Genomic DNA, 13,448 nt, shown 5'->3' on the forward strand with positions numbered 1-13,448 from the left:
AAGACTTTCGCGGGCGTGGTTTACGACTAGTGGCCGGCGCAGCGCCCGATGCGGCCCATGTTTCATGGTAATGTCGTGCGCATCCGGCCTGGCCGGGCTTCCGCCATGTGCCGTGCGGGCGCCGCCAGCCATCGCGACATCACGCGACATCGTGTCGAGGTTAAAAACCATGGCAGTCAGGGCATCTCTCCTGCACTCCGTTCTCGCCACTCCCCCCTCCGGCAACCACCGTGTGACGGCCGCACTGCGCCCGTCGATGCTCGTTACGCTGTTCGAAGACGTCCGCCCGATGGCGCTCTCCGGGCTCGCGAGCGGCTTCGTCGCGGCCGTCGCGCTGATCCGGCTGCAGCAGCTCTGGTGCCTCGCGTGGCTGATCGTCGACGTCGGCCTGCTCGTCGCGCGGCTCTCGATCGCGCGTGCGTACGCGGTGCGGCGCGACGCCGGCGACGACCGCGCCGAATACTGGGCGATGCACTATGCGCCCGTGTCGCTCGTCGCGTGCTTCGTGCTCGGCCTCGGCGTGATGGGCTGCGTGCAGGCCGTCGACGTCGAGCTCGGCACGCTGTCGGTGATGGTCGCGGGCGGCGTGTTCGGCGGGATCGCGTCGCGCAATTCGGCGCTGCCGCGCCTCGCGATGATGCAGGTCACGCTCGGCGTGCTGCCGATCGGCGTCGGTGCGCTGTTGGCCCACCGGTCGGGCGCATGGCTGCTGCTGCCGCCGCTCGCAATCTATCTCGCCGCGATGCGCACGGTCGTCCAGCGTCACTATCGCGTGCTCGTCGCGTTGATCGCCGCGCGCCAGCGCAACGCCGAACTCGTCGCGCGCTTCGACGCCGCGCTCACCTACATGCCGCACGGCCTGTGCATGATCGACGGCGAGCACCGCGTGATCGTCGCGAACCGGCGCACCGCGCAACTGTTCGGCTCGCCGCGCGAGATCATGCTCGATACGCCGCTGCCGGCCGTCGTCGCGGCGCTCGGCGCGAACGACGCGACCGATCCCGGTGGCGCCAGTCTCGCCACACAGTGCGCGCTCTGGCTGACCTGCGACGAACCCGCGCCGCTCGACGTCGTGCTCGCCGACGGCCGCCAGCTCGAACTCACGCGCCACCGCGTGCCGGACGGCAACGCGGTGATCATCGTCGAGGACGTCACCGCGCGCCGCCGGACCGAGCAGCACATCCGGCACCTCGCGCGGCACGATGCGCTGACGGGTTTGCCGAACCGCCACGAACTGCATGCCGAGCTCAAGCGGATGCTCGCGCGCCGGCCACGCATGCCGGGCCCCGCGCCCGCCGTCATGTATCTCGACCTCGACGGCTTCAAGGCGATCAACGACCGGTTCGGCCACCAGGCCGGCGACGACGTGCTGACGCAGGTGGCCGAGCGGCTCGGCAAGACGCTGCCGCCCGGCGAGCTGGCCGCACGAATCGGCGGCGACGAGTTTGTCGTCGCGCTCGACGACACGACGATGCACGCGTGCTCGCTCCTCGCCGCACGCATCATCCGGCAGATCTCCGCGCCGTATACGCTGTCGATCGGCGCGACCGTGAGCCTGGGGATCAGCATCGGCATCGCACTCGACGACGGGCACGGCTCCCCCGATGAACTGATCCGGCAGGCCGACAGCGCGCTGTACGACGCGAAGTCGGCCGGCAAGGGAATCTACCGCTTCTATTCGAGCGGCAGCAGCCACGTCGCGCCAGCCACCGCGAACTGACCCGGCTGCGCCGCCCTCTTTCCCCCGCGTTCGCCTCCTCCGACGATTCAAACCCGAAACGCTTTGCGTGACCGCACGTGGCGCCGCGCGTTCGCGTGTCACGTGACGTGTTCCGTAACATCGCCGCCTGCCACGCATCACGTTGGCTGCAGAAGCCGGCACGATCGAATCGGCGCCAGGCTTTTCAAGCCTGGCACTTTTATTGCTCCCTGTCAGGGAAACAGGTTGTCAGGGAGACCCAACATGAATACCGTCGAAGTCCTCAGCCGCAGCGATACCATCGACGAACTGGATGTGATCGACGGCGCAGCACTGATCCGCCGGCTCGTTTCCGAGCGCCGCATGCCGGCCGCACGCGAAGCCCGATGCGTCGACAATCCGCCGCTGACGCTCTACGGCGCCTTTCGCCAGGGCGTCGCCGATCACGGCGCGCACCGTGCGAATCCGTATCGTGCCGGCAGCCGTTTCTGGGCACTGTGGGAAGAAGGCCGTATCGAAGCTGAAACATCGGGCCGATAAGACGGCTGCGCGTGCCGGCCCTGTCGCGGCAAGGGGCCGGCGCGAAACATCGCACCCGAATGCGGCCGGCTCGCACGCCGGCATGCGTTCATCGCTGCAACATCGCGCGGGGTTCCGCGTATCGGCTGTGCAACTCGCCCGTACGCCTCCATGCGCTTGCCGGTCGATGGCGTTCCGCGTTGCGCGCGCCCGGCACACCGCGCGGCGGTCGTTTCCCGATAAGATGGCAGATTCCGTTCATCGAACGATGCCGCCATGACCGCCTCTTCCTCGCACCGCAATCCCATCCACTGCGAAATCGATCTCGACGCACCCGGCAAGCACGCGGGCTACCTGCGGCTGCCGCATTCCGTGCACCGCTCCGCGTACGGCTGGCTGCCGATCCCGATCGCGTCGATCCGCAACGGCGACGGCCCGGTCGCGCTCGTGATGGCCGGCAACCACGGCGACGAATACGAAGGCCAGATCATCGTGTCGCAACTGATGCGCGAGATCGAGCCCGAGATGGTCAGCGGGCAGCTGATCCTGCTGCCGATGGCGAATTTCCCGGCGGCCGATGCGGGCCTGCGCGTGTCGCCGCTCGACGAAGGCAACCTGAACCGCAGCTTCCCCGGCGACCCGACCGGCACGCCGACGCAGATGATCGCCCACTACATCGAGCATGCGCTGCTGTCGCGCGCGCAGTATCTGGTCGATCTGCACTCGGGCGGCAGCTCGCTGCTGTACCAGGGCGGCAACATGCTCGCGATCGATCCGCTCGACGCCGACGAAGCCGCGAAGCTCAACGGGCTGCTGGTCGCGTTCGGGTTGCAGAATGCGCTGCTGCACGCGCCGAACCCCGTGCATTCGGCATCGGCCGCGCGTCGCCAGGGCGCGATCTCGATCGTGACCGAACTCGGCGGCGCAGGCATGGCCGATCCGTCGCTGATCCGGCTCGGCCGCCACGGGCTGCTGCACTACCTCGGCTATATCGGCCTGCTGCACGGCGCGCTCGTGCCCGATGCGCCGCCGACCGTCACGCGCTTCATGCGCGTCGACGGCGAGCGTCACTTCGTCTATGCGTACGAGCGCGGGCTGTACGAGCCGCTCGTCGAACTCGGCGACCAGGTGAAGGCCGGGCAGCCGGCCGCATGGGTACATTTCCCCGATACGCCGCTACGTGAGCCGGTGCTGCACCGCTTCAAGGGCGACGGCGAAGTGGTGTGCAAGCGCGTGCCCGCGCAGGTGCGGCGCGGGGACTGCCTGTTTCAGTTGGCGGAGTTGTCGACGCCGGCGCGTGTCATCGAGTGATCGCGACTGGCACAACCCGCCGCCGCGAAGGATATCGACAACGCGTCACAACCGTCGTACGCCGGCGCCGGCGCCTATTGCAAACACGCTGACCGTCAGCCGGACGCCCCTGGCAACTCATTTTCCTGCGCAGCGCCACATTGGTGACAATGCGGGAAGAAGAAGAAATTCCGGCCGCCGCATTCGCACACATTGAAAAGCCTCAATCCGCAATGTACGCAGAACGTGGAATCGTCGCCGCCGAGATTCCATTGTTTGTCGCATGACGGGCAGCGCTTTTTTTCGAGTGACCGAACGGCTTTTTCGTATCCGATCGTGCGCGCGCGTGCGCCCTGATCCTGCTGCAATTCGAGCCGTTTGCGTTCGGCATAGCGCTGAAATGCCTTCATCATGTAAAGGCCGGCGAATACCGTGAGCGCAATGCCGACCAGAACCCGGACATAGCCGCCGAAATTCGGCAAGTACGGAACCAGCTCAATGAAAAACGCACTCAGCGCAAACAGGCCGAAACCATACACGAAAGGCCAGTAGCGCACCTTGCGGTAACGGATGAACAGCCAGATCGCAACCAGCAGTATCGGTAACGTCAGCGCCAGCCGCAGCCCGAACACCTGGATCTCGTAGTGCCGTGTTGCCTCGTCGAAGCGCCGTTCGGCTGTTGCGTCCGCTTCGGCGATTTGCGTGTCCACTTGAGTCTGCTGCGAGGCCAGTGCCCGTTGCTGGTCGCCGATCGCATCGATCTGATGCTGCCAGTTGACCACCACGGCCTGGAGCGTATCGAGTTTGTGCGTTCTGGCCAGAATGTCCGGGTCCCTCGCACTGTCTCCTGTCACCGCGCGGGTTGCCAGCCAGTTGCGGAAACTTTCCTTCTCGGCCGCGTACTCCTTCGCGGCGCGGCCGCGCGCCACTTCCATCGTGTCGGCCTTCTCGACAAGCGCGTCGTGCTGAGCCTGCAGACGGCGCCGCGCCGCGTCCAGCCGCGCCTTTGCCTGGGTATCAGCGAATTGCTCGATGGCGGGCGGACCGCCGCTCGGCGCGAACGCCATGTCGCGGATCACGAGACTGCCGAGCATGTTCAGAAAGACCGCGAAGACGATCGCGATCGCCCACGACGCGAGTCGCAGGAGCCGCGCTGGACTGGTCAGGCCGTCACCGGAAGTCATCATGATTGTTTGCCCTCTGTTGGAATGCTTTTCATTGTCGTCAATCTCGATACAACCGTCGATTGTCTCTTTCTCGTCGATTTCAGCCCGGCGCCACGCCGATGCCGCATGCCGACCCGGAAGGAGCACTCGAACTTTTCGAGATCGGCCATTCGTTCGATCAGAAAGTGAAGCGGGCGTGGAATCGCGGGATATTGGCGGCAGGCTGTGCCAAGCGGCACCGAACCAGTCGCTGCATATCGCCATAGCCACCCGGACGTCGCCGTGCCGCTGCGAACCGCACCCGTTACATACGCCTTAAAGCCCAAGCGCCTGTTCCAGTCGCCGCATCTCCTCCCGCCACTGTTCCTGCAGTTGCCGCTTTTGATGTTTCGGTTTGCGTGTGAGCTCTGCCGCCAGCCATGCCTCCAACTGACACCAACGTTGCCACTGTGCCTCAGCGTCACAGCTCGCGGATTGAACACCGGTGGGGTTCCGTGTCGTCGGAATCTGCTCGGGTGCAGCGGCATCACGAGAGGTGAACAAATTTCGATACGCGCTTTCAGCATCCGGCAATTCTTGCAAGCGCCCGTTATGGATTGCCCAAAAGCGATTGCAACTGTGCTCGATCAGTTCGCGATCGTGCGAGACCAGGATGAAACCACCATCGAACGCCGCCAGCGCGGCAGCAAGTTCGCACTTGCCTTCCATATCCAGATGATTGGTCGGTTCGTCAAGCCACAATAGGTGGTAGCTGGCCATGGACAGCGCGAGAAATAGCAGACGGGCCCGCTCGCCGCCACTCAGCGTGGCCACGGTCTGACCATGGCGTACATACGCAAACCCGGCAGAAATCAAAGCCTGCCGTCGCTCTTTGTCGCCGACTGGCGCAAATTTATATAGCGCGTCCGACAACGTGGCGTCGTCGGCCAGTTGATGCAATGACTGATCGTAGTAGGCGATGCGCGCCGCTGGATGATAACGCCAACCCATGCGCGCTTCTCCCTGCTGCAGATCGCTCCAGCACTGGCGTAGCAACGAGGATTTGCCCGTGCCATTGCGGCCCAGGAGGGCGATCTTGTCACCTGGCCGCAGCCACAAATCGTGAACCTCAAACAGGATCGGTTCTTCTGCCTGGGCACGGACATGCAGGCCTTCGAACGCCAACAGACGGTCCGCCGCCAATGGCCTTCCTTGTAGCTTCAAGCGCCAAGGGCTGCCATGACTCACAAAGGTCTGGTCTTCCTTTAGTTTTTCGACACGCCTTTGCATGGACTTGGCCTGGCGCGACAGTTTCTCATTGTCGTGCTCGCGCCCCCAGATGGCCAGACGTTTGCTGCTGGCGGCTAGCCGGTCTATCTCGTTTTGCTCACCCGCATGCCGCGCTTGTGCCGTTGCATCATCCTTGGCCAACGCGACCATGGCCCGGCTGCACGGCATATCGAAACTGTACAAGCGCTGATCGCGCAGAATCCAGCTTTTGTCGCTGAGGGTGTCTAGAAGTCGCGGATCGTGCGATACCAAGATGAAGCCACCCTGCCAGCGGCGCAGAAAATCTTCCAGCCACAATAACGAAGGTAGATCCAGATGATTGCTTGGTTCATCAAGCAACAACAGATTCGGCTGCTTAAGGACTGCACGTCCCAGCAGCAAACGAGTGTGCTGGCCGCCGCTCAGGTCGGAAATGGGTGTGTCCGCCACGGTGGCAAGCTCTAAGTCGTCCAGTAGACTGTCTACCCGCCAATGCTCCGCCCGTTGCTCGCCGACGCTCTCCAGCAACGCCGCTCGTGTCGTCAGGTCGGCAAGTCCTGGCGGTAGATGCTGCTCGACGTGTTGCAGGCGGCACATTGCCGCATATTGCACGCTACCGGCACTGGGTTCGCGGCTGCCCGCCAATACATCCAGCAGACTGCTCTTGCCGCAGCCGTTGTGGCCAATCAGGCCGATACGGTCGCCAAGTTTTACAGTAAAGGAAAGATCCTGGAATAGCGGGCCATGGCCGGTTTCCAGTTTCAGGGAAAGTGCAGAAATCAGCGTTGTCATGCTCTTGCTCTCGTTTCTTCGGGACGTGTTTGTCCCTGTCAACAGGAGCGCTGGCGACAACCTTGGAGTCGAGAAAGGACTCGGGAGGAAAAGGCTTTGCTCTGACCGGGTTATCGCAGCGCGATGGAACTCAGGCAAGAGCGGGCGAATGTGCTGAATAAATGTGCCAACATGAGTGGGCGCACTAGAAAAACCATATTTACCTCCTTTTTTAAAAAGAGTTGGATGTAGCGTCGGAGTTTATCTCGGCTCACGTCGGTTATACAAGCCGCTGGAGTTACGGCTCCCAATTCTTTCCATGAGCGATCTCGGAATGTTCCGCGACAACCCGCTATTGGGCGGCCAATGTCTGCTTTAAAGAACGTGTTCTGAGTAACGGCTCCTGACCGGGGACCGTCACCGTCATATTGAATGACGCGCGTTGCCTGTAGCCCTCCGTGATTCAAGAACCTTCAGCTTCATCGTCTTCCGGCACCCAATCGGCATGACCGGTAGGCCATCGAAACAACAACACCTGGCCGATCCACGGCGGTCATCTACGTCATATACCCATCGAACGGGCGCGGCTCCCCACCACGCCCGTTCGCCCCACCCCACTTCCCCTGCAAGCCTTCTGACCTCCGCCGCGAAATCCTTATCGAAATTGCTTCGTTCGCCTTTGCCGGCCGCGCCGCTAACGTGTTCGAAACGGCGGCGGTCCGCCATCTGCATCGCAGCAGGATGCACACCGGCCGCCGCCATCACGACAACTGCGTCGCGATAACGGAACAGACCGGACGGGCCGCGTGCCCGCACCCCGCCAGGAACGTCCGCATCGCACGCCCTTCGCGATGCCCATGGCCACGACCGACCGCATCATCGACACGACGCCGCTCGACGTCCGCGCGCAACCGCTGATCGACGCACTGATCGACGAGTATTCGACCCGCTACAACGCGTATCGCCCCGACAGCCGCGCGTCCGCGCGCGACGAACTCGCGCGCTACCCGGCCGAACTGTTCGCGCCGCCCGAAGGCGCGTTCGTGCTGCTGCTGCGCGACGGCGAGACGATCGGCGGCGGCGCGTTCAAGCGCTACGACACACAGACCGCCGAGCTCAAACGCATCTGGACCCGCACGGACCTGCGCCGCCAGGGCCTCGCACGCCTCATCGTCGAAGCACTCGAACTGCGTGCCGCGCAGCAAGGCTATCGCCGCCTCTACCTGACCACCGGTTTTCGCCAGCCCGAAGCGTGGGCGCTGTACGACCGCACCGGCTATACGCGGCTGTTCGATCCGTCGATCGCCCCCGAAACGTATTTCCACCTCAGGTTCGGCAAGGATCTCGCCGATCCGTCGCGCACGTCGACGCTGACCGACCTGTGGGCGCCCGTGCCCGAACCGGTGCTGTCGCGCTGACCGCGACCGCGCCCCTGCCTCCCTCCGATCTCCGCTTGCCACCACAGGACGCTTTCATGCAACGAGCCGTACCGCTTTCTTCCCGTGCCGTGCGCACGCTGGCCGCCGCACTGATCGGCCTGACCGCGCTCTCCGCAGCCGCGGCCGCCGCCACGTTCGACCTGAGCCCCGAACAGCGCGGCCGCCCGCGCGGCGTGGCCGATGCGGCGGTCGAGCGCGCGGTGCCCGCGTCGTTCAAGTTCGCCGAGCCCGGCACGCTGACGATCGGCATCGCGCCGAGCCTGCCGCCGATCAGCTCGTATGCGACCGACGCGCGCACGGTGATCGGCTTCGACGCCGACATCGGCCAGCTCGTGTCCGACAGCCTCGGCCGCAAGCTGAAGATCGTCGCGCTCGCGTGGGCCGACTGGCCGCTCGCGCTCGAGTCGGGGAAAGTCGACGCGGTGATCTCGAACGTCACCGTCACCGAGGAACGCAAGCAGAAGCTCGATTTCTCGACCTACCGCAAGGACCAGGTCGGCTTCTACGTGCGCAACGACAGCAAGATCCAGGCGATCCGCGAGCCGAAGGACGTCGCGGGGCTGCGCATCGTGACCGACGCCGGCACCAACCAGGAAAAGATCCTGCTCGCGTGGGATCGCGAGAATGTCGCGCACGGGCTGAAACCCGTGCAGATCCAGTATTACGACGACCAGGCGATGCGTATCGTCGCCGTGCAGTCGGGCCGCGCCGATGCGGTGTTCAGCGTGAACTCGGTGCTCGCGTACCAGAGCGCGCAGCAAGGCAAGACGCGGCTCGTCGGCGCAATCAGCGGGGGCTGGCCGCGCACGGCCGACATCGCGATCGCGACGCGCCGCGGCAGCGGGCTCGCCGATCCGCTGACCGTCGCGCTGAACGGGCTGATCAAGAGCGGCCGCTACCAGCAGGTGCTCGACCGCTGGAACCTCGCGTCCGAAGCGATCGATCAGTCACGCACCAATCCGCCCGGGCTGCCGAAAAGCTGAGCGCCGCGCGCGCCCACCGTCCATCCACGCTCACGCAGGAACGCCGCTCATCATGTCTTATTCGCTTTCGCTGCTGGACAAGAGTCCGATCGCCGACGGCGCGAACGCCGCCGACGCGCTGCGCTTCACGACGACCCTCGCGCAGCGCGCCGAACAGCTCGGCTACGAGCGCTTCTGGGTCGCCGAGCATCACGGCACGCCGGCCTTCGCGAGCTCGGCGCCGGAGATCGTCGTCGCGCACCTGCTTGCGCACACGTCGCGCATCCGCGTCGGCTCGGGCGGCGTGATGCTGCAGCACTACAGCCCGTTCAAGGTCGCCGAGACGTTCAAGGTACTGGCCGCGCTCGCGCCGGGCCGCGTCGATCTCGGCATCGGCAAGGCGCCCGGCGGGTTGCCGCTGACCACACGCGCGCTGCAGTGGTTCCACGACAAGGCGCGCAAGCCGGACTTCGCGGGCCAGTTGGCGGAACTCGACGCGTTTCTCGGCTGGGGCGTTGCCGAAGATCACCCGCTCGCCGGTGCCGTCGCACTGCCGGTGCCGCCGCAGCCGCCCGAACGCATCCTGCTCGGCGGCTCGCCGGACAGCGGCGCGCTCGCCGCGCGCAACGGCTGACGCTTCTGCTACGCCGGGCATTTCAACGGCGACGATGCGAACCTCGAACGCTCGCTGGATGCGTACCGCAGCGCGGGCGGCGCACGGCCGCTGGTCGCGCTGTACGCGGTGGCCGCGCCGACGCGCGACGAGGCCGAGCGACTGATCGGGCCGCTGAAGATCTTCAAGCTGCAGTTCGCGGGCGGCCAGAGTTTCAATCTCGCCAGCGCGCAGGCGGCCGCCGAATTCGCGCGGCAGAGCGGCGCGTCCGACTACCGGATCGACGAGTTGCGCCCGACGGTGCTGGCCGATACGCCCGAACGCGTGCACCGCGCACTCGACGCGCTGAGCCGGCGGCTCGACGTCGATGCGTTCGTGATCGATTCGCCGGTGACCGACTACGCGGCGCGGCTCGCATCGGCCGAATGGCTCGGCGGCGCGCTGTCGGCCACGCCGTTGCAGGCGGCCCTCGCGGCCGACCGCTCCCTTTCCCCTGACCAGAACGCGTGACGCTCCCATGACGACCCGACGATCGATCCCCTTCGGCCTGATGCTGCAAGGCGCAGGCAGCCACATGAACGCATGGCGGCACCCGAGCAACCCGCCGGACGCGAGCATCAACCTCGACTTCGCGATCGGCATCGCGCGCAAGGCGGAGGCCGCCGGCATCGCGTTCGCGTTCGTCGCGGACGGCCTCTACATCAACGAGAAGTCGATCCCGCACTTCCTGAACCGCTTCGAGCCGCTCACCGTGCTGTCGGCGCTTGCGGTCGCGACAAAGAAGATCGGACTCGCGGGCACGATCTCGACGTCGTACAGCGAGCCGTTCACGGTCGCGCGCCAGCTCGCGTCGCTCGACACGATCAGCGGCGGGCGCGCGGGCTGGAACGTCGTGACGACGCCGCTCGAAGGCACCGCGAAGAATTTCGGCAAGGCGCATCCCGATCACGAACTGCGCTACGAGATCGCCGACGAATACCTCGACGTCGTGCAGGGCCTGTGGGACAGCTGGGACGACGACGCATTCGTGCGCGACCGCGCGACCGGCCGCTTCTTCGATCGCGACAAGCTCCACACGCTCGACCACCACGGCCGCTTCTTCCAGGTTGCGGGCCCGCTCAACATCCAGCGCTCGCCGCAGGGGCAGCCGGTGATCTTCCAGGCCGGCTCGTCCGACACCGGCATCGGGCTCGCGGGCAAGTATGCGGATGCCGTGTTCACGCATTCGCCGTCGCTCGACGAAACGGCCGCGTTCACGCGTCGCGTGAAGCAGAGCGCGATCGAACACGGCCGGCAAGGCAGCGACGTGAAGATCTTCCCCGGCATCGGGCCGATCGTCGGCCGCACGGCGGCGGAGGCCGAGGACAAATACCAGGCGATCCGCAACCTGCTGACGATCGACGAGGCGCTCGCGTATCTCGGCCGCTATTTCGATCATCACGACTTCACGCAGTACGCGCTCGATGCGCCGTTCCCGGAACTCGGCGAGCTCGGCCGCAACAGCTTCCGCTCGACCACCGACCGGATCAAGGCCGACGCGAAACAGAAAGGGCTGTCGCTGCGCGAGACGGCGCTCGCGGTCGCCACGCCGCGCCCGAACTTCATCGGCACGGCCGAGCATGTCGCGGACGAGCTGATCCGCTGGCACGACGCGGGCGCCGGCGACGGTTTCATCCTCGGCTTTGCGGTGCAGGCACAGGGCGTCGACGATTTCGTCGAACTCGTGATCCCGGTGCTCGAGGCGCGCGGCCGCTACAGCCGCGACCTCCCCGGTGCGACGCTGCGTGACCACCTCGGCCTGCCGCGCAAGGCGAGCCGCCACGCGGCGCCTGCCCCGTCGCACGAAACGGCGGCCGAAGCGCACGCCTGACGCCTGACGCCCGCCGCCGCGCCGCCCGTGCGCGGTGCGCCCGCCCGACCGATTCGAGGATTTCCACCGACATGAGCGACACGACCCACCTCGGCGGCGCGCTGCCGCCGCTCTCTTCCCCCGGCGCGCGCGACACCGGCACGCGTTTCCGGATCGTGCCCGCGCGCCACCGGTCGCGCACGGCCGGTACCGTGCTCGCCGTCGCGCTGATCGCGATCGTCCTGCATTCGATTCTCGGCAACCCGCAATGGGGCTGGCCGGTGTTCGCCGAATGGTTCCTGTCGCCACCGGTGCTGTCGGGTCTCGCGCGCACGCTGGTGCTCACGCTGCTCGGTGCGGTGTTCGGCCTCGTGCTCGGCGCGTTCGTCGCGCTGGCCCGGCTGTCGCGTTCGCGGCTGCTGTCGGCGAGCGCGTGGACCTTCGTGTGGCTGTTCCGCTCGATTCCGCTGATCGTGCTGCTGCTGATCCTGAACAACCTCGGCTACCTGTACGAACATGTGCGGCTCGGCGTGCCGTTCACCGACATCGTGTGGTTCGACACGCCGACGACCGACCTGATCAGCCCGTTCCTCGCGGCCGTGCTCGGTCTCACGCTGCATCACGCGGCGTTTTCCGCGGAGGTGATCCGCGGCGGCATTCTCGCGGTCGACCAGGGCCAGCTCGAAGCGGCCGCCGCGCTCGGGCTGCCGCGCCGCCGCCAGACCACGCGAATCGTGTTGCCGCAGGCGATGCGCGCGATCCTGCCGACCGCGTTCAACGACCTGATCATGCTCGCGAAAGGCACGTCGATGGTCTACGTGCTCGCGATGCCGGAGCTGTTCTATACGGTGCAGGTGATCTATCGCCGCAATCTCGAAGTGATTCCGCTGCTGATGGTCGCCACCGTCTGGTACCTGATCATCCTGACCGTGCTGTCGGCCATCCAGGTCCAGGTGGAACGGCACTATGCGCGCGGGGCGCTGCGCAACCCGCCGCCGTCCGTCATCACGTTCGCACTCGCGCGCCTCGGCACGCTGTGGCGGCGCGCCGCGTCCCGCCACGCGGCATCGACCTCGCAGGCTCACGGCGATAGCGACGCCGCGACCGCCGCCGCCCCACGCGCCGGCGGCGAAGTGGCGGTACATGGCGTATCCAAGCAGTTCGGCATGCAGCGCGTGCTCGACAACGTGTCGTTCGTCGCGCCGCGCGGCAGCGTGACCGCGATCGTCGGGCCGTCGGGCTCGGGCAAGTCGACGCTGCTGCGCACGATCAACCATCTGGAGCGCGTCGACGACGGCTTCATCGACATCGACGGCGAACTGATCGGCTATCGCCGCGACGGAGACGTGCTCCACGAGCTGAAGGAACGCGACGTGCTGACGCGGCGCACGGCCGTCGGGATGGTGTTCCAGAACTTCAACCTGTTCCCGCACCTGACGGTGCTCGAAAACCTGATCGAAGCGCCAGTCGTCGTCGGCGGCGTCACGCGCGACGCGGCCGAGCGCACCGCCCGCACACTGCTCGCGCGCGTCGGTCTCGCGGATAAAGCCGACGCGTATCCGCGCCAGTTGTCCGGCGGCCAGCAGCAGCGCGTCGCGATCGCGCGGGCGCTTGCGCTGCGCCCGAAGGTACTGCTGTTCGACGAACCGACGTCGGCGCTCGATCCCGAGCTCGTCAACGAGGTACTCGACGTGATCAAGGAACTCGCGCGCTCGGGCACGACGCTCGTGATCGTCACGCACGAGATCGGCTTCGCACGCGAAGTCGCGGACAACGTGCTGTTCATGGAGCGCGGGCGCATCGTCGAGGCCGGGCCGCCGGCCGTCGTGCTCGATGCGCCGACGCATCCGCGCACCCGCGCGTTCCTGTCGCGGGTGCTGTGATGCGCGCCA

Annotated in this window: 9 protein-coding genes and 1 pseudogene; 8 read left to right on the forward strand and 2 right to left on the reverse strand. The window is 66.2% G+C overall.

Annotation, left to right across the window (positions count from 1 at the left end; all coding sequences use genetic code 11):
- Nucleotides 1-169 precede the first annotated feature (169 nt).
- The 3 genes from QZM67_RS02240 to QZM67_RS02250 all read left to right on the forward strand — a co-directional run bounded on the left by QZM67_RS02240 (nt 170) and on the right by QZM67_RS02250 (nt 3,529).
- Nucleotides 170-1,720, forward strand: a complete 1,551-nt coding sequence (locus tag QZM67_RS02240; RefSeq protein ID WP_301800502.1) for a sensor domain-containing diguanylate cyclase — start codon at nt 170-172, stop codon at nt 1,718-1,720.
- Between the two features lie 243 nt (nt 1,721-1,963).
- The gene (locus tag QZM67_RS02245) at nt 1,964-2,239 is read left to right on the forward strand and encodes a hypothetical protein (RefSeq protein WP_043186765.1); all 276 of its coding nucleotides are present in this window, start codon (nt 1,964-1,966) and stop codon (nt 2,237-2,239) included.
- A 255-nt stretch (nt 2,240-2,494) separates the two neighbouring features.
- A complete protein-coding gene (locus tag QZM67_RS02250; RefSeq protein ID WP_205823848.1) occupies nt 2,495-3,529 on the forward strand; it encodes a succinylglutamate desuccinylase/aspartoacylase family protein in 1,035 nt (344 codons plus the stop codon).
- Nucleotides 3,530-3,624: 95 nt separating this feature from the next.
- On the opposite strand, the gene QZM67_RS02255 is transcribed toward QZM67_RS02250, so the two are convergent.
- Both QZM67_RS02255 and QZM67_RS02260 read right to left on the reverse strand, forming a co-directional pair.
- Nucleotides 3,625-4,695 (reverse strand): zinc ribbon domain-containing protein, encoded by a 1,071-nt coding sequence (locus QZM67_RS02255; protein ID WP_301801397.1) that lies wholly within the window; start codon nt 4,693-4,695, stop codon nt 3,625-3,627.
- A gap of 294 nt (nt 4,696-4,989) precedes the next feature.
- A complete protein-coding gene (locus tag QZM67_RS02260; protein WP_301800503.1) occupies nt 4,990-6,714 on the reverse strand; it encodes an ABC-F family ATP-binding cassette domain-containing protein in 1,725 nt (574 codons plus the stop codon).
- Between the two features lie 836 nt (nt 6,715-7,550).
- Between QZM67_RS02260 and QZM67_RS02265 the strand changes: the two genes are divergently transcribed.
- The 5 genes and pseudogenes from QZM67_RS02265 (at nt 7,551) to QZM67_RS02285 (ending at nt 13,439) form a co-directional block, all read left to right on the forward strand.
- Complete coding sequence (locus QZM67_RS02265) at nt 7,551-8,111, forward strand: GNAT family N-acetyltransferase (protein ID WP_301800505.1); 561 nt, start codon at nt 7,551-7,553, stop codon at nt 8,109-8,111.
- A 56-nt stretch (nt 8,112-8,167) separates the two neighbouring features.
- The gene (locus QZM67_RS02270; RefSeq protein WP_301800506.1) at nt 8,168-9,115 is read left to right on the forward strand and encodes an ABC transporter substrate-binding protein; all 948 of its coding nucleotides are present in this window, start codon (nt 8,168-8,170) and stop codon (nt 9,113-9,115) included.
- A 52-nt stretch (nt 9,116-9,167) separates the two neighbouring features.
- A pseudogene (locus tag QZM67_RS02275) lies at nt 9,168-10,217 on the forward strand (LLM class flavin-dependent oxidoreductase).
- A 7-nt stretch (nt 10,218-10,224) separates the two neighbouring features.
- On the forward strand, nt 10,225-11,577 hold the full coding sequence (locus QZM67_RS02280) for an LLM class flavin-dependent oxidoreductase (protein ID WP_301800508.1): 1,353 nt from the start codon (nt 10,225-10,227) through the stop codon (nt 11,575-11,577).
- Nucleotides 11,578-11,648: 71 nt separating this feature from the next.
- Nucleotides 11,649-13,439: an amino acid ABC transporter permease/ATP-binding protein gene (locus tag QZM67_RS02285; protein WP_301800509.1), complete on the forward strand. Its 1,791-nt coding sequence runs from the start codon at nt 11,649-11,651 to the stop codon at nt 13,437-13,439.
- Nucleotides 13,440-13,448: the final 9 nt, after the last annotated feature.

Source organism: Burkholderia sp. AU45251 (assembly GCF_030482905.1).
GTDB lineage: Bacteria > Pseudomonadota > Gammaproteobacteria > Burkholderiales > Burkholderiaceae > Burkholderia > Burkholderia aenigmatica.